Source organism: Bacillus sp. FSL W8-0920, from assembly GCF_038593215.1.
Lineage (GTDB): Bacteria > Bacillota > Bacilli > Bacillales > Bacillaceae > Bacillus > Bacillus pumilus.
In genome coordinates this window covers 2718852-2743484 of the sequence record NZ_CP151974.1, presented here as the reverse complement: position 1 = coordinate 2743484, position 24633 = coordinate 2718852, and the positions used below count along the sequence as shown (strand labels likewise).

General features: G+C 41.6%; 23 protein-coding genes and 1 other annotated feature. Of the genes, 16 read left to right on the top strand and 7 right to left on the bottom strand.

Annotated features, from left to right (window positions below; genetic code table 11):
* Positions 1–4 precede the first annotated feature (4 nt).
* Together NSS78_RS13850 and NSS78_RS13845 are read left to right on the top strand one after the other, a co-directional pair.
* Positions 5–703 carry an ABC transporter ATP-binding protein gene (locus NSS78_RS13850; RefSeq protein WP_044142163.1) on the top strand — a complete coding sequence of 233 codons (699 nt, stop codon included), beginning with the start codon at positions 5–7 and terminating at the stop codon, positions 701–703.
* Positions 693–2003: an ABC transporter permease gene (locus NSS78_RS13845; protein WP_050943518.1), complete on the top strand. Its 1311-nt coding sequence runs from the start codon at positions 693–695 to the stop codon at positions 2001–2003. The genes NSS78_RS13850 and NSS78_RS13845 overlap by 11 nt, the downstream gene beginning before the upstream one ends.
* A gap of 57 nt (positions 2004–2060) precedes the next feature.
* Here the strand turns inward: NSS78_RS13845 and NSS78_RS13840 are convergent, their stop codons facing one another.
* A complete protein-coding gene (locus NSS78_RS13840; RefSeq protein ID WP_137055386.1) occupies positions 2061–2762 on the bottom strand; it encodes a hypothetical protein in 702 nt (233 codons plus the stop codon).
* A gap of 86 nt (positions 2763–2848) precedes the next feature.
* Complete coding sequence (locus tag NSS78_RS13835; protein ID WP_003217570.1) at positions 2849–3652, bottom strand: STAS domain-containing protein; 804 nt, start codon at positions 3650–3652, stop codon at positions 2849–2851.
* A gap of 425 nt (positions 3653–4077) precedes the next feature.
* On the opposite strand from NSS78_RS13835, the gene NSS78_RS13830 reads away from it, so the two are divergent.
* The 6 genes from NSS78_RS13830 to NSS78_RS13805 all read left to right on the top strand — a co-directional run bounded on the left by NSS78_RS13830 (position 4078) and on the right by NSS78_RS13805 (position 11678).
* The gene (locus tag NSS78_RS13830) at positions 4078–4407 is read left to right on the top strand and encodes a DUF4257 domain-containing protein (RefSeq protein WP_223250657.1); all 330 of its coding nucleotides are present in this window, start codon (positions 4078–4080) and stop codon (positions 4405–4407) included.
* Between the two features lie 103 nt (positions 4408–4510).
* Positions 4511–4732 (top strand) — a binding site (T-box leader).
* Between the two features lie 97 nt (positions 4733–4829).
* Positions 4830–7244: a leucine--tRNA ligase gene (gene leuS / locus NSS78_RS13825; protein ID WP_050943523.1), complete on the top strand. Its 2415-nt coding sequence runs from the start codon at positions 4830–4832 to the stop codon at positions 7242–7244.
* A gap of 130 nt (positions 7245–7374) precedes the next feature.
* Positions 7375–8277, top strand: coding sequence for a dienelactone hydrolase family protein (locus NSS78_RS13820; RefSeq protein ID WP_050943525.1), 903 nt, complete (start codon positions 7375–7377; stop codon positions 8275–8277).
* Positions 8278–8323: 46 nt separating this feature from the next.
* Positions 8324–9076, top strand: coding sequence for an NAD(P)-dependent oxidoreductase (locus tag NSS78_RS13815; protein ID WP_050943526.1), 753 nt, complete (start codon positions 8324–8326; stop codon positions 9074–9076).
* A gap of 219 nt (positions 9077–9295) precedes the next feature.
* Positions 9296–10156, top strand: a complete 861-nt coding sequence (locus NSS78_RS13810; RefSeq protein ID WP_095117953.1) for a carbohydrate ABC transporter permease — start codon at positions 9296–9298, stop codon at positions 10154–10156.
* Positions 10157–10181: 25 nt separating this feature from the next.
* Positions 10182–11678, top strand: coding sequence for an extracellular solute-binding protein (locus NSS78_RS13805; RefSeq protein ID WP_050943527.1), 1497 nt, complete (start codon positions 10182–10184; stop codon positions 11676–11678).
* Positions 11679–11723: 45 nt separating this feature from the next.
* Here the strand turns inward: NSS78_RS13805 and NSS78_RS13800 are convergent, their stop codons facing one another.
* Both NSS78_RS13800 and NSS78_RS13795 read right to left on the bottom strand, forming a co-directional pair.
* Entirely contained in the window at positions 11724–12563 is an 840-nt protein-coding gene (locus tag NSS78_RS13800) for an aldo/keto reductase (protein WP_212046423.1), read from the bottom strand.
* Between the two features lie 12 nt (positions 12564–12575).
* Positions 12576–13763 (bottom strand): MFS transporter, encoded by a 1188-nt coding sequence (locus NSS78_RS13795; RefSeq protein ID WP_137055381.1) that lies wholly within the window; start codon positions 13761–13763, stop codon positions 12576–12578.
* Positions 13764–13918: 155 nt separating this feature from the next.
* Here NSS78_RS13795 and NSS78_RS13790 point away from each other — a divergent pair, with 155 nt between their 5' ends.
* Entirely contained in the window at positions 13919–14290 is a 372-nt protein-coding gene (locus tag NSS78_RS13790; RefSeq protein WP_003217763.1) for a winged helix-turn-helix transcriptional regulator, read from the top strand.
* A 40-nt stretch (positions 14291–14330) separates the two neighbouring features.
* Here the strand turns inward: NSS78_RS13790 and NSS78_RS13785 are convergent, their stop codons facing one another.
* A complete protein-coding gene (locus NSS78_RS13785; protein WP_212046422.1) occupies positions 14331–16631 on the bottom strand; it encodes a helix-turn-helix domain-containing protein in 2301 nt (766 codons plus the stop codon).
* A gap of 231 nt (positions 16632–16862) precedes the next feature.
* Here NSS78_RS13785 and NSS78_RS13780 point away from each other — a divergent pair, with 231 nt between their 5' ends.
* The 7 genes from NSS78_RS13780 (at position 16863) to NSS78_RS13750 (ending at position 22146) form a co-directional block, all read left to right on the top strand.
* Positions 16863–17828 carry a sugar ABC transporter permease gene (locus tag NSS78_RS13780; protein ID WP_212046421.1) on the top strand — a complete coding sequence of 322 codons (966 nt, stop codon included), beginning with the start codon at positions 16863–16865 and terminating at the stop codon, positions 17826–17828.
* Positions 17829–17846: 18 nt separating this feature from the next.
* Entirely contained in the window at positions 17847–18959 is a 1113-nt protein-coding gene (locus NSS78_RS13775) for a glycoside hydrolase family 105 protein (RefSeq protein WP_212046420.1), read from the top strand.
* A complete protein-coding gene (locus NSS78_RS13770; protein ID WP_212046419.1) occupies positions 18956–19480 on the top strand; it encodes a lipoprotein YteS in 525 nt (174 codons plus the stop codon). Before NSS78_RS13775 ends, NSS78_RS13770 begins: the two co-directional genes overlap by 4 nt.
* Positions 19481–19497: 17 nt before the next feature.
* Positions 19498–20790 carry a Gfo/Idh/MocA family oxidoreductase gene (locus NSS78_RS13765; RefSeq protein WP_212046418.1) on the top strand — a complete coding sequence of 431 codons (1293 nt, stop codon included), beginning with the start codon at positions 19498–19500 and terminating at the stop codon, positions 20788–20790.
* Between the two features lie 22 nt (positions 20791–20812).
* Positions 20813–21496, top strand: a complete 684-nt coding sequence (locus tag NSS78_RS13760; protein WP_050943535.1) for a YesL family protein — start codon at positions 20813–20815, stop codon at positions 21494–21496.
* 54 nt (positions 21497–21550) lie between these two features.
* Positions 21551–21862 carry a rhodanese-like domain-containing protein gene (locus NSS78_RS13755; RefSeq protein WP_003217560.1) on the top strand — a complete coding sequence of 104 codons (312 nt, stop codon included), beginning with the start codon at positions 21551–21553 and terminating at the stop codon, positions 21860–21862.
* Between the two features lie 101 nt (positions 21863–21963).
* Entirely contained in the window at positions 21964–22146 is a 183-nt protein-coding gene (locus NSS78_RS13750) for a sporulation protein Cse60 (protein WP_003217582.1), read from the top strand.
* A gap of 29 nt (positions 22147–22175) precedes the next feature.
* On the opposite strand, the gene NSS78_RS13745 is transcribed toward NSS78_RS13750, so the two are convergent.
* Together NSS78_RS13745 and NSS78_RS13740 are read right to left on the bottom strand one after the other, a co-directional pair.
* Positions 22176–22700 carry a CbrC family protein gene (locus NSS78_RS13745; protein WP_050943536.1) on the bottom strand — a complete coding sequence of 175 codons (525 nt, stop codon included), beginning with the start codon at positions 22698–22700 and terminating at the stop codon, positions 22176–22178.
* Between the two features lie 325 nt (positions 22701–23025).
* Positions 23026–24558, bottom strand: a complete 1533-nt coding sequence (locus tag NSS78_RS13740; protein ID WP_050943537.1) for a BCCT family transporter — start codon at positions 24556–24558, stop codon at positions 23026–23028.
* Positions 24559–24633: the final 75 nt, after the last annotated feature.

Here is a 24633-nt window from a genome sequence, read left to right as displayed (position 1 = left end):
AGAGATGATTCAAGTTCAAGCGTTAGATCATGTGTTTACAATTGGTAAAAAGGGCAGAGAGAATGAGATTCCTGTGCTGAAAGGGATTGACCTATCCATCAAAAGAGGCGATATTGCTTGTATAGTGGGGCGAAGTGGTTCGGGGAAATCTACCCTATTGAACTTAATTTCAGGATATATTACGCCAACGAGCGGACAAATTGTCATTGATGGTACCGATGTGACTGGGTTTAATGAAAAAGAATGGGCGGACTTCCGCTTAGATCACTTTGGTTTTATCTTTCAAAGCTTTCAATTGATCGGGAGCTTAACGACGTATGAAAATGTTGAACTTCCGCTCACTTTAAAAGGTGTGAAGCCGTCTGAACGAAAGGCGAAAGTAGAAGAAATGCTGAAACGAGTAGGTTTAGAACATCATGCAGGGCATTACCCAAATGAGTTGTCAGGCGGGCAGCAGCAGCGTGTGAGTATTGCAAGAGCCTTGATTTTAAATCCATCTATTATTTTAGCGGATGAACCAACAGGCAGTCTAGATTCAGAAACCGAAGGAGAAATCTTAGCCTTTATCCAGCAGCTTAATCGTGAAAAAGGAATCACGTTTGTCATTATTACACATGACGATGAAGTCGCTTCAATCGCAGATACAACGTTCCAGCTTCATGATGGTGTATTAAAGAAAGGGGAACAATCCATTGAAATTTAGAGATCAGGTCAAATTTATTAGAAGAAACATGAAGAAAAATAGATTGCGTGTGTTTATGACCATTCTTGCGACGACAATGGCATGCTCTTTCTTAATCGTTTTAGCATCTGTCGGTTTTGGTCTGCAAAAATCGGCGCAAGATGAAATCATGAAACAGCAAATCATCACAGAAGTGAAAGTGTTAGGCAAGGAAAAAGGTGACGTCAAGACAGATGATTTAAAGAAATATGATCATGTGAAATCTGTCGTCTCAAGAACGGCGCTCATTCCATTGGTAAACGTCGAGCTCGATGATCGCTCAGGTGAAACGCAGGCTGCTCTAACCGATATGAAAGAAGAAAAAGAAGCAGGGCTTGAGCTAGACCGAGGAAAAGTCCCAACATCAGCGAACGAAATTGTGGTCGGGTATCATATGGCTGAACAACTGTGGACAAAAAAAGAACGCCAAGCCTATGAAAAAAAATTAAATCAGACATCAAATGGTGAAGAAACACCAAAAGAGCCTAAGGGCTACACGAAAGATATTTTAAATAAAGTGATTCAAGTCAAGGTACCAAAACTCAACGAAGAAAATGAAGTCGTCAAAGAAAAAACATTTGATTTCCGTGTAGTAGGTGTTTTGAAAAAGCCGAATCTGGAGTGGCAAGAGGATCATAAAATTTTTATTCCGAATGCGTATGAAAAGGAATTTGGTCAAGTACTCGATCTATCTCCTGAAGCAGGAAATGTCGAGAAAAAGACCTCTGTTTATGCAGATAAATTCGACAATGTCGGTGCACTCACGAATAAGCTGACAGATGAGGGCTATCAAGTCATCTCTGTGACGAATCAGCTCGAAGGAATGGATATGTTCTTTACAGTCTTCAAAATTGGACTTATTTTTGTTGGATGTATTGCGGTCATTATTTCTGCAATTGGTATTTTTAATACGATGACAATGGCAGTAACAGAGCGGACACAAGAAATTGGGATTATGAAAGCCATTGGCGCGAATCCATCGATTATCAAGCGAATGTTCCTCATGGAAAGTGCTTACATTGGGGTGATTGGGTCGATCATCGGTATTATCATCTCATATATCATTAGTTTCGCCGTCAATTTAATCATTCCAGCCATTTTGTCGTCCATGTCAGAGGGAGGGTCAAGCGATCAATTCTCGATCACCTTCTCCTATATTCCGCTCAGCCTTGTAATTACAGCAACAGTGATTAGCGCAGGGGTAGCAATCCTTTCAGGGCTTAACCCAGCACGTAAAGCAACAAAAACGAATGTATTAGCAGCATTAAGAAGAGAAATCTAAAAAAAGAACCTCCTAAGGCACCCAATTGGGCTGACAGGAGGTTCTTTTTTCGTATAGCTATTGCTTAGGTGCCCGGTACCCTGCACGCTCTGCCTCTTCTACAGAGCAGAATAGCTTGGTTACATTCTTTGTTCTAGAGTAGTATCTGCTGCTCGGTGTGTGATAAATACCGTTGACACTTCCTTTGATGTTACAGGCTGCAGATTCTTTTTTTGTTTCCTTCTGTGACTCATGACCGCCTGTGCTTTTTCCTTCATCTTTAGGAGCGGACCGCTGAACGGTAGAAGACTCCGTATCGCTGCTGCTTTTCTTGTTCTCTTTTTTGAGTGTTTCGTTGCTTGAGGCAAGCTTGTCTATTTTCTCTTCAAGCGCTTGAATGGTCTTTTCTTGCTTTTTGATTGTTTCTTTTTCTGAGGTGATGGTTTCTAGCTTTTTCGCTAGTTTTTCTTTATCCTTTGTTGCGTCCTCTAAAGAAGCGGTAAGCTCCTCTTTATCAGCTTTTAAGCGCGTTATGTCAGATGTGAGCTGCTTTTGATCCTTTAACAGCTGTTCTGAAGATGGATCTGCTTGTGCCTTCGGTGCATCTGTGGCAGCAAACGGTAATGACATAATGGAAAAGATGAGACCCAAGATCAAGAAAGGATAAAATAGTTTCTTTGAAAAGATCTGCGCATTCTGGTGTTTGAGTAATAAGAAATTGACGGCATATCCTATGGCAAAACAAACACATAAAAGACCTATGAAGAGTAACATCATCATCTAGTAGCCCCCCTACATCCTTTATTACACCTATCATACCTCATTTTTCCATTTTTAGGGGGCGTTTCAACTAAAAAAACCCTGTTTTACACAGGGTTTTCAGCTAATGGTAATCCTTTGATTGCTTCCTTAACCGTCAAATAAGTGATTGTATCCTGAAAATCTGTATCCAAGTCTTTCATTTTCATTGCAAGCTGAGGTTTGATCCCTGTGATGATCAGTTCGGTTCCGGTTAGATTAAGAAGACGATGCAGCTTGAAAATGCGTGCTGCAACGGAATCATCGACATCGATTAAACCAGAAAGATCGACAATTAAATAATCATCCTTTGAATCATCTAATATACAAGTTAACTTCGCGACAATGGCATCAAAGCGTTCTTCAGATAGTTTTCCAATGAGTGGCAGAGCAGATACACCATTTTTGATTGGGACGATTGGCGTCGAAAGAGAGGTGACTTCCTGTAAGGAATCTTCTAGGAGCTGTTCATATTCTTTCTGTTTCGTAATATCCTTTTGAAAGCCAATGAAAAATGTTTTATCATCTTGTTCAATGTATAGAGGATCTATATTGAGTTCATTCCAAAAAAAAGTACCGTCTTTTTTATAATTTTTTAGCTGTGTGGTAATAGGTGTTTTATTCTGTATTCCATGACGTATTAAATCAAGCTGCTTTTGATCTGTGTCTTTCCCTTGAAGGAATCGACAATTACGCCCAAGAATCTCATCTGGTTTGTATCCAGTCATGTGTGTAAAGCCATGATTCACATAAACGATAGGGTTATCCTCTAAAGAAGGGTCTGTAATGACAACACCGATCCGCGCATGATCTAGCGCTTTTTTTATGAGTTCAAGCTGTTTTTGTAAGCCGAAGATGTTCGAGCTGACCATATTACCCTCCTTTGTTGCTACTATCAGACATATCAAATGGTTGTCTTTTCAACCAAAGGTATTCCTTACTAACGTAACATAACATATGTTCTGTTTCAACGATTGCAATGGCTTTGTTAAATTTGTCATCATAGTTTGTCCTCCATTAGAATATAGTAAGTAAGGAGACTTTTCTTTAGAAAAAGAAGGAATCAATTGCTCATAATTCATAAAATGACAAAAATAGTCAATATGGATTAGGTAAAAATGATTCCAATGCATCAAGATTGTTTTGGGTCATTCACATATAATGGAAGAAACAAGCTTTTTTTCTTCGTTAGAGAGAATAGACCTTTTACATGGATTATGACGGAACAGCAGAATGGCATTACAGGGGGCTGGACAGCCTGAAGTCGCTTTACTATTCTAAGGGCTTTAGGAAGGTGATGAAAATGCTGCAACAAGTCATTATTGCTTGCGCCATTGGAGGGGTCATGGGCATTCTCGGTCACGTAAAGAAAAAAGGCAGGCTAGAGAAGCCCAGAATGACAAAAAAGTTTATTTATTTAGGGTTTATTGAAGATTGGCTCGTTGGGATGATTGCCGCTACACTGCTTGTCTTATCCTCAAATCCCGATTCTAGTCTGCACTTGGTCATCTTATCAATTATTTCAGGTTACGGAGGAGAAGCAGTTCTGCGAAGCTTTGATTTTGTAAGAGAACAGCATTCACAGAATGCAGACTCCAACCGTCATAACCGATCTCCACACGAATAATATCCTCTACTTTACCCTGATCTAGGGTACATTCCCATTGTATACAAACCTGCTTGCACTTATGATCATAATTCTATAAAATACTACTTAGATGACGGTTACGATAAGAACAGTGAAGAGGAGTAGTAGGAAAGCAGTATTTGTCTTTAGAGAATTGACGGCTGGTGAAAGTCAATCAAATCTGCTTCTGAACTCGCCTCAGAGTTGCAGTTGCGTTAAAGCTTCTGTCGCATGTCTGCGTTAAAGATATTAAGTGAGCGTACAAACAGAAAGTTACGCTAACAAGGGTGGTACCGCGGGAACCAAAAAATCTCTCGTCCCTTTCCAGGGATGAGGGTTTTTTGTTGATTTTAGAAAAATCTGAATTCTCGCAGTGGTCATCTGAGCAGATACAGCCGTACATATTAAAGGAGGTTTTCACATTGAGTTTTCAGCATCGGGAAATTGAAAAGAAGTGGCAGGATTATTGGCTGACACATAAAACATTCGCCACATCTGACTCGGAAGATAAACCAAAGTTCTATGCACTTGATATGTTTCCATATCCATCAGGAGCAGGACTTCATGTCGGCCACCCTGAGGGCTACACAGCAACGGATATTTTATCACGCATGAAACGTATGCAGGGATATGATGTTCTTCATCCAATGGGATGGGACGCATTTGGTCTTCCAGCAGAACAGTATGCGCTAGATACAGGGAATGATCCGGCGGTCTTTACAGAAGAGAACATCAATAACTTCCGCCGCCAAATTCAATCACTAGGGTTCTCATATGATTGGGATCGAGAAATCAACACGACTGATCCAAATTATTATAAATGGACACAATGGATTTTCTTGAAATTGTACGAAAAGGGATTGGCGTATATCGATGAAGTACCAGTGAACTGGTGCCCAGCGCTTGGCACAGTCCTTGCAAACGAAGAAGTCATTGATGGAAAAAGTGAACGCGGAGGGCATCCGGTTGAAAGACGTCCGATGAAGCAATGGATGCTAAAGATTACGGCATATGCGGACAGGCTGTTAGAAGATTTAGAAGACATTGATTGGCCTGAAAGCATTAAAGATATGCAGCGTAACTGGATCGGACGTTCAGAAGGTGCACATGTTCATTTCGAAGTAGAAGGACATGATGAACAGTTTACTGTTTTCACAACGCGTCCTGATACATTGTTTGGGGCAACCTATGCGGTACTTGCACCAGAACATGCACTTGTTGAAAAAATGACAACAGCTGCTCAAAAAGAAGCAGTCGAAGCATATATGAAAGAAATTCAATCTAAGAGCGACTTAGAGCGGACAGATCTTGCAAAAACGAAGACGGGTATTTTCACAGGCGCTTATGCCATCAATCCATTAAATGGTGAAAAGATGCCGATCTGGATTGCAGATTACGTGCTGGCTACTTATGGAACAGGTGCGATTATGGCGGTACCTGCCCATGATGAGCGTGACTATGAATTCGCCAAAACATTTGATCTTCCAATCAAGGAAGTTGTCGAAGGCGGAGACATTGAAAAAGAAGCTTACACAGGCGATGGAAAACACATTAACTCTGATTTCCTCGATGGATTAGGAAAAGAAGAAGCGATTGAAAAAGTCATTGCATGGCTGGAAGAACATCAAAAAGGCGAAAAGAAAGTCACTTACCGTTTAAGAGACTGGCTATTTAGCCGCCAGCGTTATTGGGGTGAGCCAATTCCAATTATTCATTGGGAGGACGGAACGTCTTCAGCTGTTTCAGAGGAAGAGCTTCCACTCATTTTGCCTAAAACGACTGAGATCAAGCCAAGTGGCACAGGTGAATCACCTTTAGCCAATATTAAAGATTGGGTTGAGGTTGTCGATCCTGTCACAGGTAAAAAAGGACGCCGTGAAACCAATACAATGCCGCAATGGGCAGGCAGCTGCTGGTATTTCTTACGTTATATTGACCCGCATAACTCAGAAGAGCTTGCATCTCCTGAAAAGCTGAAGAAATGGCTTCCTGTTGATGTATATATTGGCGGAGCAGAACATGCTGTACTTCATCTTCTATATGCGCGCTTCTGGCATAAGTTCTTGTATGATATCGGCGTTGTTCCGACAAAAGAACCTTTCATGAAATTGTTCAACCAAGGAATGATTCTTGGGGAAAATAATGAAAAAATGAGTAAATCAAAAGGAAATGTTGTCAATCCAGATGATATCGTAGAATCTCATGGTGCGGATACATTGCGCCTTTATGAAATGTTCATGGGACCTTTAGATGCATCAATCGCTTGGTCTGAAACAGGACTTGATGGTGCTCGCCGCTTCCTTGATCGTGTATGGCGTCTATTCACAAACGAAGATGGCACAATCAGTGATAAAATAACAGAGCAAACTGGAGGCGCATTAGAACGCAGCTATCATGAAACCGTGATGAAGGTAACAGACCATTATGAAGGCCTGCGCTTCAATACAGGGATCTCACAATTAATGGTGTTTATCAATGATGCCTACAAGGCTGATACACTACCGAAAGAATATGCTGAAGGCTTTGTGAAACTACTTTCTCCAATTGCACCGCATGTAGCGGAAGAGCTTTGGAATAAACTTGGTCATGAAGGGTCTATCTCTTATGAAGCATGGCCGCAATATGACGAGTCAAAGCTTGTCGACGATGAAGTAGAAATTGTCGTACAATTGAATGGGAAAGTGAAAGCAAAATTAACTGTTCCTGCTGATGCAACTAAAGAACAGTTAGAAGAGCTTGCAAAAAATGATGCACGTGTAAAAGAACAGCTTGAAGGGAAAACCATTCGCAAAGTGATTGCGGTTCCTGGGAAGCTTGTCAATATTGTTGCGAATTAATGATGACACCCATCGGTATGAACCGGTGGGTGTTCTTTATTTCCCGGGACATAATTTTGTCGAAAACAAGGTGATTGCACGATCGATCTCGTATGTTAACAGATGATCAACAAAAGGAGGAGTGACGTCAATGGAAAAGGAAAGCAAACGTGAACAACTGCTCAGTCTGTTAGGAGAAATGCCAGAACGCCATCGCGTGGAGGCATATACGTTAAAGGTCGAGGATCGTGAATCGTACGTTATCGAAACACTCATTCTTTCAATCCATGGTGTAGAGGAAGTGCCCGCTTATTTTGTGAAGCCGAAGGATACGGTGAAAAAAAGACCAGTTGTGCTGTTTCAGCACTCTCATGGCGGGAACTACGTCGATGGGAAGGAAGAGCTCATCAAGGGTGCTCATTATTTGCAAGCGCCTTCATATGCGAAAGAGTTCACCTCAAAAGGCTATAGTGTTCTGGCTATTGATCATGCAGGATTTGGTGAGAGAAGAGGAAGAACCGAAAGTGAAATTTTTAAGGAAATGCTTTTAACAGGGAAAGTGATGTGGGGCATGATGCTGTATGAAAGCATGTGTGCAATTGATTATGTGCTGTCTCGACCTGATGTGCTGCCGGACCGGTTAGCTATTTTTGGAATGTCAATGGGCGGGCTTCTTTCCTGGTGGACGGCTGCGCTTGATGAGAGGGTCAGTGTGTGTATTGATCTTTGCGCACAGGTCGATCACCACACATTAATTGAAACGAACAATTTAGACAGGCATGGCTTTTATTACTATGTACCAAGCTTAGCAAAGCACTTTACGGCAGCTGATATTCAGGAAATGATTTTTCCAAGGCCGCATTTAAGCTTAGTTGGAAAACTTGATCCACTCACGCCTGCTGAAGGCGTCGCTCGCATTCAAAAGGGATTGAGCCAAACTTATCAAGCGGCTTCATTGAAAGAACGGTATCAGCTTGTTGGTCTTCATGCAGGTCATTTTGAAACAGCCGCTATGCGTCACGAGGCCACTCGATTCTTAAAAAAATGGCTGTAATCTATAAAGGCTTGGACATACTACGTCATTAGAAAGGAGGAGACACATGAAGAAGATCACGATCATTGGCGGGTGCGGTGTGATCGGCCGTATTTTAACAAAAACGCTCTCTTCTGAGTATGAGATCACCATTATTGATCAAACGGGCTGTGTAAAAGGAGACATTTTAGCAGATGCAACGAATGAACAGGAATTATATGAGGCGATTCCGCGAGATACAGATGTCATCATACACCTTTTAAACATGGAGATGACGCATGATGTGATGAATCATGAGGAGTTTGAAAAAATGAATGATATTTTTTGGAGGAGCTCTTATTCTATGTTTCGATCAGCTGCAAGTCTCGGCATACGAAAAGTCATTTTTGCAAGCAGCAATCACGTGACCGATCGTTATGAAAAAGATGGACGCTCCTTACTAGGGAGACATATTACAACAAACGATGTACCTGCGACTCAAAATGTCTATGGCATTTTAAAATTTGCTTCTGAACAGCTAGGCCGTTTGTTCCACGATCAAACGGGAATGTCTGTTATCAATTTACGGATTGGAACGGTTGTGACAGATGAGATGGAGGCATTACACGAGAAAGAACGGACGAAACGAACACTTCTTTCACACGAGGATCTAGCACGGATGATAAAGGCAGCGATTGAAACGACCGTTCCCTTTGGGACATATTATGCCGTATCAGAAAACGAAGAAAAGCCTTGGTCTACGGAAAACACGAAGCAGGAGTTAGGCTATAGACCCGATGTGAATACGACGGAAATCCTTGAAGAAAACGATCAGGCATAGGGCATAATCATGTCATTAGCTGATGATCTTATTCTTTTGTTTCATGAGCATAAAAGCACGACTGACAGGATCGATCCAGTTGGTCTGTCAAGATGATTATAGACGCTTTCTTCCCCCGTTTGTTACATTTTAATCACGATATCGTCACAGGCTGCAGCTCATTTTCGGATAAAATGATAACGCTTTCAAAGAAAGGGTGTGATGAACATAGATCGTTCTATTAAAGACCGATTGTTCAACTTATTTAATTACTCTTTTCTACTCATGTTCGCATTAATATGTGTGCTTCCGTTCATCCATGTCATTGCTGCCTCTTTTGCTACAGTAGAAGAGGTCATCACGAAGAAGTTTATCTTGTTCCCGACCACGTTTTCTTTAGAGGCCTATCGGTATATTTTCTCTACGGATATTGTGTACCGCAGCCTTATCGTGTCCATTCTTGTGACACTCGTTGGAACAGCTGTCAGCATGTTTTTGTCCTCACTCATGGCATATGGGCTGTCTCGTCAGGAGTTAAAAGGCCGGAGAACATTGATGTTTCTCGTTGTCTTCACGATGCTATTTAGCGGGGGTATGATTCCGACGTTTATTGTTGTGAAAACTCTTGGTCTACTTGATACCTATTGGTCACTGATTCTACCGGTTGCGATCAATGCGTTCAATTTGATCATCTTGAAAAACTTCTTTCAAAACATTCCCGCAAGCCTTGAGGAATCAGCGAAGATGGATGGCTGTAACGATTTAGGGATTTTCTTTAAAATTGTGCTGCCACTTTCTTTGCCAGCTATTGCGACCATTTCACTTTTTTATGCCGTGACGTATTGGAATACGTACATGACCGCCATCCTGTATTTAAATGATTCAGTGAAATGGCCGATTCAAGTACTTCTAAGGCAGATTGTCATTGTTTCGAGCGGAATGCAGGGAGATATGTCGGATATGGGATCATCCACACCACCGCCAGACCAAACGATTAAAATGGCTGTCATTGTGGTAGCCACCATTCCCGTTCTGCTTGTCTATCCATTTATTCAAAAGCATTTCAACAAAGGGGCATTACTAGGTTCTGTAAAAGGTTAAAAAGAAGGAACAACGGAGGGATCTTATGGGGAGAAAGAAATTATGGTTGATTGCGTTTGTTCTGTTATTTGCAGCAAGCGGTATTTTATCCGCATGTTCAAGCAAAGGAAGTTCATCGAATGAAAAGGTTGATTTAGACAAAAAAGTGAAGCTGACATGGATGGCGATTTTGTATCATCAGCAGCCGCCGAAAGATTCGGTTTTAAAAGAGATTGAGAAGCTTACAAATACAGAACTTGATATTACGTGGGTGCCTGATGCTGTGAAGGAAGATCGGTTAAATTCTGCCCTTGCAGCTGGGAATCTGCCGCAGATTGTGACGATTCAAGACATTAAGAATTCATCTGCTATTAATGCATTCAGATCAGGTATGTTCTGGGAAGTCGGTCCGTATTTGAAGGATTATCCAAATTTAAGTAAGATGAACGAACTGATCAATAAAAACGCCTCTATAGACGGTAAGCTTTATGGTATTTATAGAGAGAGACCACTTTCAAGACAAGGAATTGTCATTCGAAAGGATTGGCTTGAAAATTTAAATTTGGATACACCAAAAACGTTGGATGATCTTTATGAGGTAGCGAAAGCCTTTACTGAAAAAGATCCGAATCAAAACGGAAAAGCGGATACAATTGGCTTTACGGATCGGAACGATTTGATTTATGGGGCATTTAAAACGCTGGGTTCATATGAGGGAATGCCAACAGACTGGAAAGAAGATAACGGCAAATTCACGCCAGACTTTATGACAGATGAGTACATGAATACGATGAAGTACATGAAGAAACTGCGTGATAATGGCTATATCAACAAAGACTTCCCTGTGACAAGCAAAACACAGCAGCAGGAATTATTCTCACAAGGAAAAGCAGGAATCTATGTTGGAAATATGGTAGATGCTGTGAACTTGAGAGATGACGCGACAGATAAAAACATGAAAGTCGATATCTTGAACCGAATCAAAGGTCCAGATGGCAAAGAACGGGTGTGGGCATCAGGTGGTCATAATGGCATCTTCGCATTCCCTAAAACAAGCGTGAAATCAGAGGCAGAATTAAAGCGAATTTTGGCCTTCTTTGATCGCATTGCAGAAGAAGATGTCTATGGTCTCATGACGTACGGTATAGATGGTGAGCATTATAAGAAAGAAGAAGGGAATACATTTGTCAGGGAAGAAAGCCAAGTGAAAAGCTGGCAGACAGATGTACAGCCGCTTGTCAGTCTAGTAGGCATTGATAAACGCTACTTGAAAAATAAAGGGGATGCGGTTCGTACAAAATATGAAGAGCTGGAAGAAGACAATCAAAAGATCATCGTCGCCAACCCTGCTGAAAGCCTGTATTCAGAAACAGCCTCAGAACGAGGAAATGAATTGAAAAAAATCATCGATGATGCGACCTATAAGTTCATTCTTGGAGACATCAGTGAAGATCAATTTAAGAAAGATGTAGAGAAGTGGAAATCAAATGGTGGCAATAAAATCATAGAAGAATATGAAGCTTCCTTTAAAAAATCAAAATAATCAACATCAACACCCCCGCCTAGTTAAAGAGCGGGGGTGTTTCTATTAAAAGTCAAAGTTGTCTGGGTCTGGACCGATCCGTTTGTTTTCATTTAAATCAGACAGGCGTTTCATATCCTCATCAGATAAAGCAAAATCAAATATATCTGCATTTTCTTTTAAACGATGCGCTTTCGTTGATTTTGGAATGGTGATGACGCCTTTTTGCACATCCCAGCGCAAAATAATTTGAGCAGGTGTTTTGCCGTATGTGTCCGAGAGTTTTTTGATCACCGGATGATGAAGCAGTTCCCCCTGCATGAGCGGTGACCAAGCTTCCATTTGAATGCCATGTGTGTTCAAATACGTATAGAGTGCTTCCTGCGTTAGTTTTGGGTGAAACTCGACTTGATTGATGGCTGGTATGATGTCTGCATCTTTTAATAGTTCGTCTAGATGATGCGGCTGGAAGTTGCTCACACCGATTGCTCTCACCTTTCCTTCACGATACAAGGTTTCCAGCGCACGCCAAGCGTCTTTATATTTGCCCTCAACCGGCCAATGGATTAAATATAGATCCAAATAGTCAAGCTGAAGTTTTTTCAAACTTTCCTCATATGCTTTTAGAGTGGATTCATATCCTAAATCGGCATTCCACACTTTTGATGTCACAAAGAGGTCTTCGCGGCGCAGTCCTGTTTCTGCAAGACCAAGTTGTATGCCTCGTCCAACCCCTTCCTCATTGCCATAAATAGCCGCTGTATCAATACTGCGATAGCCTATTTGAATGGCTGTTTTGACGGCGTCTATTAATTCTGCACCATCTTCAACCTTGAATACACCGAGACCAAATCCTGGCATGTGGACTCCATTGTTTAATGTTTTTGTACTTTGTAAATGATTCATATTGAACACTCCTTAGATGGTTTGATTTTGTTCTTGTTGTTCGATTCGAAAACTAATCATCGTGAGAATCGCAGCGATGAGGACCATGATACCACCGACCCAGCCTGTATGCACAAGCCCAAGAGTATCTGTCACGATGCCGCCTAAAAATGAGCCGATGGCGATACCAGCATTAAAGGCAGCGATATTCATAGCGGAAGCGACGTCGACTGCTCCTGGTGTGTATCTTTCTGCAAAATCAACGACAGCTACTTGAAGCCCTGGGACATTCATGAAAGCAAACAGTCCCATCAGCATGACGGTTGCGATGCCTAGCACCGTAAATCCAGCAGTCAAGCTAAGGATAAACAAAATGATGCTTTGGATGATAAACATGTAAATGAGTGCTTTCATTGGCTTCTCATTTGCAGCCTTTCCGCCAATGACATTTCCAGCTGCGATCGTGATCCCGTATAAAAGCAGGATCAATGCCACCGCCCCAGGCGCAAGACCTGTCACATGCTGTAAGAGAGGGGATAAATACGTAAAGACGACAAAGGTTCCTCCGTATCCTGTTGCTGTAATGACAAATAGAAGCAAGATTCTTTTTGTTTTTAATAAAACAGCTTGATCCTTAAATGATGTTTTCACGCCTTGCTTTAATTGAGATGGAACAAGAAAATAGTTAGATATTAGTGCGATCAGACCAATAATGACAATCACACCGAATGATGTCCGCCAGCCGAGCTCATGACCAAGAAATGTCCCGAATGGCACGCCCGTCACAGTCGCTACTGTTAAACCAGTGAACATAAAGGCAATCGCGCTTGCCCGTTTTTCTTTCACTACAAGGCTTGCAGCGATCGTAGAGCCGATGGACATAAAGATTCCATGGGATAAGGCTGAAATGACCCGGCCGATTAATAGCACTGAAAAGGTCGGAGCCATCGTGGCGAGTGTATTTCCAATCAAAAAGACGAGCATAATGAGCAAAAGCAATGTTTTTCTTTTCATCGCTGAAGTCAGAGAAGTCAAAATAGGGGCGCCGAATGTCACACCAAGTGCATATAAAGAGACGGTCCAGCCCGCCTGGCTGACGCTCACTCCAAAGTCCTCTGAAATCATCGGCAAAAGACCGACACTAATAAACTCAGTGGTTCCTATAGCAAAAGCACTAATAGCTAGTGCGAGAAGGGCAAATTGGTTTTGTTTTTTCTTCATGAATCAGTTCACATCCTTCTGAGATGACATTTTGATAGACGAAGCCGATCGGCAAGAGTTATTATCTAACATGGATGACGAAAAAAAAAGTACGTACTTTTTTGTAATATAGGTACTAAAAAGTGCCTATTCGTATAAAGAGGAGTGAGGATTTAATGGAAAAGAAAAAATATAATATCTCCGTGGAAGCGACCCTTGAGGTCATTGGCGGGAAGTGGAAGTGCGTGATTTTATGTCATTTAACACATGGAAAAAAACGCACAAGTGAATTGAAGAGACTCATGCCAAACATCACACAAAAAATGCTCACGCAGCAGCTGAGAGAGCTTGAAAGTGATGGAGTGATTAACCGGATTGTGTATGAGCAAGTACCGCCTAAAGTGGAATATGAATTAAGTGAATACGGTCAGTCGCTCGAAAGAATTCTGAATGCGCTATGTGATTGGGGAGCAGCTCATATTGAACGTGTGTACGGAGAGCCGCTTTCAGTGCTAGAAGACAGCATTTTAAATGAACAATTTAAATAAAAAAGTCCCGCTTCCTCCTATGAGAGCGGGACTTTTTGTCTTATATGCCTTTTTTCTGGTCGCGGTATTTGCCAGGGGTCGTGCCTTCTAGTTTTTTGAAGGAACGGATGAAGTTTTGCGGGTTTTTATATTTCAGTTTTTCCGAAATTTCTTTGACGGACATATCGGTCTCCACGAGCCAGTTTTTGGCGACATGGTGTCTGTAGGATGAGAGATATTCACTAAAGGAGATATCCATTTCCTTTCTAAAGATACTGCTTAAATAATTTGGGTTGTAATGCAGGCGTGTGGCGATTTCATCCAATGTGAGATCTGAGTCGAATTCTTGATGAATGATATGGATGATCTTTTCTGAGATGTTTTTGTATTGTGATTCCTCGCGTGCACCTAGCTGGTCAATAATCGGCCGAATGATCTCATGTTTCAGCCATGCTTCGGTATCTTCAAACGTTTTAAATTCAAAAATCGTATCATACAGCATTTTATTGTCTTCGACCTCAAATAATTCAATGCCAAGCAAATGCATCAGCTCAATCAAATTGTTTAAAAAACGGGCGAGGGCGATATGGTACTCGTGCGGTCCTGCATTTTTAGAGAAAATGGATTGCAGGAGCACATGTAAATAGTGATCTGCCTTGCCTTGATCACCTGCTTTCATCGCATCAAATAAATCATGTTGAAGCTGCTTTGGAAAATGAGTTTTAAACGTTTTTCCTTGCTGGATATGTTCATATAAGATAATGGACTTTTTCTCTGCTTTGAGTCTGTATTTTAAGGCCTCTTTTCCTTCAATGTAAGCCTGTTTTGCCATCGTGAGCTCCTGAAACTGACGGCTGATTCCGATGCTGATCGATAAACCAAGCTCTTCCTCGATACGTAGCTGAGTCGTTTCCGCTAATTGGTTTAAATATTCAGTAAACTCTTCATCTGACTTTGAGTGATTTAGGATAATCGTCGTTTGATGCTGATTGACAACTGTTGGCTGAAGGTGCTCCTCTTGCGGAATAATCTGCTCAATGAGTCCATTGATCGCAAATAAAAGTAAGTCAGCATCCTTTTTTTCATAAGGTGTCCCTTTTAGCGTATCAATTTGGGTCACAAGCATGGATAAGTGAGACCAGTCCTGAGGGAAGCCTAAACTTTGGAACCGGTTGTTAATTTCTTCTTCTGTCAGCTTTCCGAGCAATAGCCGCACCATAAAGTATTGCTGGAGGTGCGTGACTTGCTGCTCAATACGTTCCTCTAAATCATTGTTTTGATCCTTCATTTGTTTAATACTCGACTCAATCAACTCAAATTCATTTTGAAAAGGCTGCTTTTGCAAAAAGGATTCATTGCGTGCAAAGGACTCGTATAACAAGCGGATTGGTTTATAAAAATGTCTGGACCCAAACCATGAAAATAACAATGAAAGCGCTAACAAAATAAAGCAGATAATAAAGGTGATCCACCCAATTGATTTCGTTTGTGCCTTGAGTTCTGGTATGGAAACAAAGGATAGGTACGTCCATTCGTTATAGTCTGATTTTTGAAACGTAATTTGATAGTTTAGTTCCTCGATCTTCATGTTAAATTGACCTGAGCGTTTTTCACGCGATAGGACATGCTTGACGAACTCTTGATTTTTCAAGGATTCACCAATTTGTTCTTTGCGGTTATGTAACAGCACTTTTCCGTTAGTATCAATGACAAACATACTGTCAGATTGAGAGAAGTCAGGCATATTGTCAGCAATCGTGCAGCTGGGAATGCTGGCGACAGCGATCCCTTTTTTCTGGACACTGTTCATAGGGAGTTGTTTGATTAAGTTCACATTGTATTTGCAAAAGGAGGCCTTTCCTTCCTTTGTCACAACAAGTGGATTATTCTCTTCAAGTGCCCAGCTGGAATGACTCGGAATATTGAGGTAAGAGGTGAGCGCTTTCTCTTGGTCCCCGCTTGTGACATGATAAAGCCCCGAATTGTTCATGTACCAGTCTTCCATTTTACTGACGAGCGTAATATTGGAAAGATCGGTGTCAAAGGTTTGCAGGTAGTTCAGTTCCTGCTGTACTTGATTATAAAGCTGGAATTGGTCTGGATTTAAAGGTTCTGCCAGTGTTTGAAGGAGAGGCGGCGAACTGACATAGTGAGTGAGAGAGTGATCAACTGTCTTTAAAATATGCTCAATATTGGATTGCGTTTGTTTAACGCTGTCCAGCTTTTCATTTGAGATATTTTCGAGTGCTGTTTTTTGTGAATGCTGATAAGAAAAAATACCGACAATGATGACAGGAATCGTACTAAGCATGAAAAAAAACGTGACGAGCTTGTAATAAAATTTATATTGCCTTCTTTTCATAAAACCCCCCATTTCAAACGGAACAATCTTTTCCTCTTTATTTATTAATCCAAAAATTTGGTAGGTTTGTCAATAATCATTTTCTGAGATTAGGATCATTTTCTCATGTTTTATGTAACGTTTTGAGTAGCTTCCCCTAAGTAAATATGATCTGATGATATGATTGTAGACGGATTTTTCATCCTTAAGATACAGTTAACACATGCACCAGCATGAGGGGAGGCTTTATCTATGAAAACAGAGGATGTTACTGCCAAGGGTGTGCCTGCGGCAGCTTTGAAAAAAGAAAGAAGAAAGCGCTTACTTAATCAAATGTTTAGTCAAAAGTTTTTGTATGTCATGATTTTGCCAGGGCTCATTTATTTTCTTGTCTTTAAATATGTGCCGATGTGGGGGCTGATCATTGCCTTTCAAGATTACCAGCCGTTTCTCGGTATTCTCGGTAGTGAGTGGGTTGGCTTCAAACACTTTATTCGATTGTTTACAGAACCAACATTTTTCATCTTATTAAAAAATACACTGATTTTATTTGCCATGAATGTCGTGATTTTCTTTCCAATTCCGATCTTATTGGCCCTGCTTTTAAACGAGGTCAGATTGGCATTGTTTAAGAAATTTGTGCAGACGATGATATACATTCCTCACTTCATGTCATGGGTGATTGTCGTGTCCTTATCCTTTGTTTTGTTAACAGTAGATGGTGGGTTAATCAATGAATTAATTGCTTTCTTTGGAGGGGAAAAGATTAACTTCCTTCTTAGTCAGGAATGGTTCAGGCCGATGTACATTTTACAAGTAATCTGGCGGGAAGCAGGCTGGTCGACGATCATTTACCTTGCGGCGATTACAGCGGTAGATCCGCAGCTATATGAAGCAGCGAAAATGGATGGAGCCGGCAGACTGAGACAAATGTGGCACATTACGCTCCCTGCCATTAAAAGTGTGATTGTCGTTCTGCTTATTTTAAAAATTGGTGACACATTAGAGCTTGGCTTTGAGCATGTCTATTTATTACTCAATGCAACGAACCGGGAAGTAGCAGAAATCTTTGATACGTACGTTTATACAGCTGGTCTTAAGCAAGGGCAATTCAGCTATAGTACCGCTGTTGGTCTATTTAAAGCAGCCGTTGGACTCATTTTGGTTATGCTGGCGAACCGTTTAGCGAAGAAATTTGGGGAAGAAGGTATTTACTAAAAAGGGAGATGAAAAAGAATGACATTATCGACTAAAAAGGGATCACCACTTGAGCATGCAGAGAAATTAGCACAAACAATTATGAAAGCGCATACACCAATCGAGCTACCTCCAGCTGGAAGATGGCATTATCATCAAGGCGTTTTTCTTTGCGGTGTGATGAAGCTATATGAGTCAACGTGGAACGAGACGTATTTCAATTATGTGAAAAGCTACGCAGATTCGCTCATTGATGAGTATGGAAACCTGTTATTTCGAAGAGATGAGCTTGATGCGATCCAAGCTGGGCTCATTTTATTCCCTCTTTATGAACGAACAGGAGAGAAGCGGTATGTGCTGGCAGCGGAGAAGCTCCGCGGGCTTTATCGCACATTGAATCGCACATCTGAGGGCGGATTTTGGCATAAAGACAATTATGCTTATCAAATGTGGCTGGATGGTCTCTACATGGGCGGACCTTTTGCCTTAAAGTATGCAAAGCTGAAAGATGAAGAGGAACTGGTGGATATGGTGATCCAGCAAGAGCATCTCATGAGAAAGCATACAAAAGATGAAAAAACAGGTCTGTATTATCACGCGTGGGACGAACGAAAAGTGATGCCATGGGCTGATCAAAAGACAGGCTGTTCTCCCGAGTTTTGGGCAAGGTCATTTGGCTGGTATGTCCTTGCATTAGCAGATATGATCGAGGATCTGCCAGAGCAGCATGAAGGGCGAAAGATGTGGAAGGAAACGCTGACAGACATGCTGGAGAGTGTAGCTAGGTACCAGGATCAAGACACAGGTCTCTGGCATCAAATCATTGATAAAGGTACTCATAGCGACAATTGGCTTGAAAGCTCTGGATCGTGTTTATTCATGTACGCCATGGCAAAAGCCATGAACGAAGGGTATGTCAGCCCCCGCTACACAGATCATGTGGTGAAAGCTTACCAAGGCTTAATTCAGCATAAGACGGCTGTGACAGAAAACGGTGATCTTACCATCAATGATATATGTATCGGAACATCCGCTGGATTTTATGATTACTACGTCGGTAGAGAAAGAAGCACAAATGATTTACACGGGGCAGGCGCTTTTATTATGGCGTTAACTGAGCTAGAGAAGCTGCCTGTTTTTCAAAAGGCATGAAGAGGCAAAAAAGGGCTGTGGCATGGCTCCTCAGCTTTATCGCTGCCTTTTGTTTGTCAGCCTGTCATGGGAAAACAAACGGTATCGATGTTCTGATTTTTTCTGACATGTCAAAGGGGATGAAGGATCAATTAGTCGAGAAGGCTTTTCAAACGGAACAAGAAACGTATAGCGTCCACATCTTCCCGGCGATTCCCGAAAAGCTTCTTGTTGAAATTACCGCCAAAGAGGGGGACATCATGCTTGTCCCGGAAGAAATGTTTCGAACATATGATGATCCTGAAAGCTTTCAGCTGCTTGAAGAGATGGGTATTGATGATCAAGCGGCAGGGCCATATACGATCGAGGATCAAAGGACAGGTGAAACGGTTGATTATGCGGTTCAAGTTAGTAAAGGCACGAAAAAGCTAAACGGCTATACCTTTCGATTACATCGAGATATGGTCGCTTTTATTCCCGTGTATGCAGACAAGTCTAAAGAGGCGCTGTCTCTCATGAAACAGCTTCGTGAAAATCGATAGAAAAAGGGGTGGGGCCTGTGAAACGGGTCGTGGTTTGCGGACTCAGTCATCGTGCGTTCAATATGTTTATTAAACCGCTCACAGAGGATTTCAATGAGCATTACAGGATTACAGGGCTTTTAGATATAGATCATCATCGGTATACACTTTGTCAGGAGCGTTTTCCATCACTGCGGGGCGTCTCGTTTTTTCATGAAGAGGCATTTGACCAAATGGTGAAGGAAGCAAAGCCAGATATCGTCATTGTGGCAGGCAGGGATGACACACATGTCACCTATATTTTGCAAGCACTTGGCCATGATCTCGATGTCATCACTGAAAAGCCAATGGTCACAACAGCAAAAGACGCCAAAAAAGTAATGGAAAAAGAAAAGGAAAGTAAAGGAAAGGTCACAGTCACTTTCAATTATCGCTACAATCCATTTCATCGAAAGATCAAAGAACTCATTTTAGAAGGAAAGATTGGTAGGGTCACATCTGTTGAACTGAGCTGGCTCATTGATACGTATCATGGCGCTAGTTATTTCAAAAGGTGGAACCGCACGCGGCAATTCTCTGGCGGACTATCCATTCATAAATCGACGCATCATTTTGATTTGGTCAATTGGTGGATCAATCAAAAGCCGAAGCAAGTATTTGCCTACGGGGCGCTGAACTATTACGGAGATAAAAGTCCTTGGAATCCTTTGCAGGGGGAAGAAAACAGGTATTGCGGAACATGTCATGTGAAGGATACATGTCATTATGAAGCAAGGTGGAATCCGAGGGTAGTACGCTCAAATGTCGAGGACGATCATATTGAATCCGGTCAGGAGCAAACGCAGCAATACACCAATTATCGCCCAGACGCCTGTATTTTTGATGAGGAAATTGACATTGAGGATACATATGTGGCATCAGTGGCATATGACCAAGGGGCTCTCTTCAGCTATTCGATTCAATTCTCAGCACCCTACGAAGGATACCGGCTTGCTATAAATGGGACGAAGGGGCGTATTGAAACAAATGAGTTTCATGTGCCATCAAGAATTCCTTTTCAATTCCCAGAACAGACGATTTCTTATTATCCGATGTTTGGAGCAAAAGAGACGATTGAAGTTGTGAAGCAGCCAGGAGGACATGGCGGCGGAGATCCTCTGCTTTTGGCCGATTTATTTATCGGGAAAGATCCTTTAATTCACTATGACATATCAGCAGGGGCAGAGGCTGGTGCTTATTCAATTGCACTTGGGGAAGGCATGTGGCGGTCTGTTGCAGAGAAGCGCCCAATTGACATAGAAGAGTTGCTTCATAAAGAGACGGTGTCATAAAAAAAGAGAGGAGGGGAAAGAGATGGATCATGATGGTTCAATGAGCAGAATGCTTCGAATGTGTGAGTGGGTGATGCGACTCGCCTATACAAATTTGCTATGGTTGCTGTTCACCATGCTGGGACTTGGGATCTTTGGATTGATGCCTGCGACCACTGCGTTATTTTCGGTGATGAGAAAGTGGATACAAGGGCATGAGCAAGTGAGCGTTTTCCGGACTTTTTGGAAGGTGTACCGTGAGGAGTTTGTACGCTCTAACTTGATTGGATTGGCGCTATTGATCATAGGAACGATTATATATGTAGACCTTGCGTATATTTATCCAACGAGCTGGTTTTTGCATGTGCTTCGTTTTGCCATTTATATCTTTGGATTTCTCTTTGTTGTGAGCTTGTTTTATATTTTTCCGCTGCTGGCTCATTATGATTGGAAAAAACGTCTCTATCTGAAATTCTCTCTTTTGCTTGGTATCTCATATTTGCAATATACACTCTGTATGCTCGTTTTCTCGGCTCTGCTGTTTGTTCTCTTTGCTTATTTGCCGGGAATTGTGCCGTTCTTTAGTGTGAGTATACTCGCCTATGGTCATATGTGGCTCGCCTATCAAGTATTCAAAAAAGTAGAGTTTGAAAGTGAGCAGCAGACAGCCGAAGTAAAGAAACGCCTGCCGTCTTTCCTGCAATCGAAGCGGGTGAATACACAGTAATGGGGTTCATTTGCTATAATGGTGTCACTGTGATTAAAAGGAGAGATGAGCGTCGTGTCAGTAAAAGAAATCTCAATAGAAGAATTAAAACAAAAGCTAGAGCAAGAAGAAGCCATTCAGCTTGTTGATGTGCGTGAGGACGAGGAAGTAGCAGAAGGAATGATTCCAGAAGCTGTCCACATCCGAATGGGAGATATCCCTGAGAAACTGGATGCATTCGATCAAACGCAGGAGTATTATATTATTTGCCGCTCTGGTAAACGTAGTGAAAATGTCTGCTATTTCCTAGAAGACCAAGGCTATCAAGCGACCAATGTCGTTGGCGGAATGCTTGCTTGGACAGGAGAAACAAAACCGAAGCTGTAAACAGAAGTCCTTTCATCTTATAGATGAAAGGCTTTTTTTGTTCATATGCCCGCCCTCATGTGCATAAAGATAGAGTAGCGAGAGAAGGGAGAGTGGCATATGTGCTAAAGGTAGCTGTCTTTGATGAAGAGCACGAAAAAGATTTGCAGAGCGAAATCAATCTTTTTTTAAAAGGAATGGATGACGACCAAATCATTGACATCAAGTACAATGTAGCAGTGATCTGTGAGCAAGGAGGAGAACAGCTCTACTGTTTTTCTGCCCTCATTTTATATAAAAAATAGGACCTATTTGAAGGGTCCTTTTACTTTGTTTAACTAGCGTCAATATATAAACGATGCTTGTTGCAGTGAACACATTGAAAGAGATAGCCTTGCAGATCTCCGCCGTTGACGAGCCATTGTTTTAGGTTTTCTTTCGTTAATCCTCCGCCGCTGCAAATGTCTTCGATATCTTCTGTGAGCTCTTCCTCTAAATGTTCTATCTCTTTCCAACCGACATACTGGACGATCGCGCAAAAATCTCCGCAATGGCTTAACCAATATTCCTGCTGCCAGCCGCGATAACCTGGCGTTCTAAAGATCAGTTCATCTATATATTCCTCTTGCTCAACGTCATCACAACTTGCATCGTCTTGAAAGGTGCCATCGTATTTTTTAGCGGCTGAACCATCTTTAATGCACCAAGGGCAAATTCCTTTCACACCTTCAACAGAATAAAATGGACCATGATACACATATTCTCTATCTTTTTCACAAACAGGACATGTCGTAGGCTCTTTTTTGATCACGTTTAACGAAACTGGATCTGGGTTGTACTTGAATGTAGGCAGCGTCATATAAACCTCCATTGTAGAAATGATTTCATTATTATTTTACAGGAATCCTCCTGCTTGCAACAATCTTAAATTGTCTATATAGAAAAAAGCCGTTCTTATGAGGAACGGCTTTCAGCGTGTAGACAAACCCTCGCATTCGGTGTCAGTCCTGCGCGTCGGTACTCACGAATGTTAAATTCGCTCCGTTCCGGTGCTCGTCCTTCCTAGACTGCAAAGGTTTTCTATCACGCTGAAAAGAAGACAAAGGGCTAAAATAAACATCATTTTAGCCCTTTGTCAACAATCTGAAAGCCGTTCTTATGAGGAACGGCTTTTTCGCTTGAGATTATGCTTTTTTTACTCTTGGACTTCGTGGTTTACTGACTTTATTGGCTTGCTTGATGGCTCTTCGTTCATCATTCAGTGACTTGTACAGTGAGACAATCATCAAAATAATGACAACGGAGAACGGCAAGGCAGCGAGCTTGGCTGTATTTTGCAGGGCTTCAAGTCCCCCTGAAAATAAAAGTACGGCAGCAACAGAAGATTGGATGATACCCCAGCTAACTTTGACACTGCCAGAAGGGTTCAATGATCCATAGGTTGTCTGCATTCCAAGCACAAATGTAGCTGAATCAGCCGATGTAATAAAGAATATAGCGATTAAAATAAGTGCTAGAATCGATGTGATCATCGCCAGCGGATATTCATTTAGTACACCGAAGAGCATTGTTTCTGTTGATAGACCCGCAACATCGACAATATTCTTTTGCTGTAAATCCATCGCAGATACACCGAAAATCGAGAACCATAGGAATACTAGGATAGAAGGAGCCACTAAGACACCTACTAAAAATTCTCGAATCGTTCGTCCGCGTGACACCCTTGCGATAAAGATTCCGACAAATGGTGCCCAAGAAATCCACCATGCCCAATAAAAGATTGTCCATCCATTAATCCATTCTCTCTTCTCAGGATCATTTGGAGATAGACGGAAGCTCATTTGAACGATGTTGGATAAGTATTGCCCAATTGAGTCAGTAAATGAATTTAAGATAAAAACAGTTGGACCTACCAAAAGTAAGAAAAACATCAGAACAGCTGCTAATACCATGTTGATATTACTTAAATATTTAATGCCTTTTCCAATCCCGCTTAGAGCAGATGCAAGGAAAAGCACCGTCACAATCATGATAATGATCAATTGTGTGCTAAAAGCATTCGGAATTTGAAACAGGTAATTCAATCCACCGTTTATTTGTGCCGCGCCTAATCCTAGGCTTGTCGCAACACCAACTACAGTTGCAAATACCGCAATACAATCGATGGTTTTTCCGATCCATCCATTCGTTTTATTTCCTAAAACCGGCTGCAACGTTGCACTGATTAAGCCAGGTGCATCTTTTCTAAATTTAAAGTAAGCAATACAAAGTGCAACAATGGCATAAATAGCCCATGCATGAAGCCCCCAATGGAAAAAAGTATATCGAAGGGAATCTCGGAATGCCTGCGCCGTTTCAGTATCACCCGTTGGTGATTGGATGGCATAGTGGCTGATCGGTTCAGCTGCTCCGTAAAAAACAAGACCAATTCCCATACCGGCACTAAATAGCATCGCAAACCAAGAAAATAAGCCGAATTCAGGCTCTTCCCCAGGTTTTCCTAGCGTAATCTTACCGATTGGGCTAAAAATAAAGAATAGACAAAAGCCGACGAGTAGTGACACCACTAACAAGTAATACCAGCCAAAGTCATTTGTAATGTATGTTTGAATTTGATCTGTGACATTTTGCAGTGTTTCTGGAGAAAAAGCTCCCCATATGACGGCAACAAATGTGATCGCAATCACAATCCAAAATACACTTGATACGTTTTTCACACCATCTCACTCTCCTGTTGTTCTACACGTTTAAGCAGAGGATTTACTTAATATCCCCTAACTCAACTAATTTCA

What these genes read in the sequence shown, in the direction of transcription:
- NSS78_RS13815 (WP_050943526.1), top strand. Translation starts at nt 8,324, where the DNA reads ATGAAGAAGATCACGATCATTGGCGGGTGCGGTGTGATCGGCCGTATT.
- NSS78_RS13840 (WP_137055386.1), bottom strand. Translation starts at nt 2,762, where the DNA reads ATGATGATGTTACTCTTCATAGGTCTTTTATGTGTTTGTTTTGCCATA.
- NSS78_RS13760 (WP_050943535.1), top strand. Translation starts at nt 20,813, where the DNA reads ATGGATCATGATGGTTCAATGAGCAGAATGCTTCGAATGTGTGAGTGG.
- NSS78_RS13835 (WP_003217570.1), bottom strand. Translation starts at nt 3,652, where the DNA reads ATGGTCAGCTCGAACATCTTCGGCTTACAAAAACAGCTTGAACTCATA.
- NSS78_RS13780 (WP_212046421.1), top strand. Translation starts at nt 16,863, where the DNA reads ATGAAAACAGAGGATGTTACTGCCAAGGGTGTGCCTGCGGCAGCTTTG.
- NSS78_RS13790 (WP_003217763.1), top strand. Translation starts at nt 13,919, where the DNA reads ATGGAAAAGAAAAAATATAATATCTCCGTGGAAGCGACCCTTGAGGTC.
- NSS78_RS13800 (WP_212046423.1), bottom strand. Translation starts at nt 12,563, where the DNA reads ATGAATCATTTACAAAGTACAAAAACATTAAACAATGGAGTCCACATG.
- NSS78_RS13805 (WP_050943527.1), top strand. Translation starts at nt 10,182, where the DNA reads ATGGGGAGAAAGAAATTATGGTTGATTGCGTTTGTTCTGTTATTTGCA.
- NSS78_RS13850 (WP_044142163.1), top strand. Translation starts at nt 5, where the DNA reads ATGATTCAAGTTCAAGCGTTAGATCATGTGTTTACAATTGGTAAAAAG.
- NSS78_RS13820 (WP_050943525.1), top strand. Translation starts at nt 7,375, where the DNA reads ATGGAAAAGGAAAGCAAACGTGAACAACTGCTCAGTCTGTTAGGAGAA.
- NSS78_RS13745 (WP_050943536.1), bottom strand. Translation starts at nt 22,700, where the DNA reads ATGACGCTGCCTACATTCAAGTACAACCCAGATCCAGTTTCGTTAAAC.
- NSS78_RS13785 (WP_212046422.1), bottom strand. Translation starts at nt 16,631, where the DNA reads ATGAAAAGAAGGCAATATAAATTTTATTACAAGCTCGTCACGTTTTTT.
- NSS78_RS13795 (WP_137055381.1), bottom strand. Translation starts at nt 13,763, where the DNA reads ATGAAGAAAAAACAAAACCAATTTGCCCTTCTCGCACTAGCTATTAGT.
- NSS78_RS13775 (WP_212046420.1), top strand. Translation starts at nt 17,847, where the DNA reads ATGACATTATCGACTAAAAAGGGATCACCACTTGAGCATGCAGAGAAA.
- NSS78_RS13770 (WP_212046419.1), top strand. Translation starts at nt 18,956, where the DNA reads ATGAAGAGGCAAAAAAGGGCTGTGGCATGGCTCCTCAGCTTTATCGCT.
- NSS78_RS13830 (WP_223250657.1), top strand. Translation starts at nt 4,078, where the DNA reads ATGAAAATGCTGCAACAAGTCATTATTGCTTGCGCCATTGGAGGGGTC.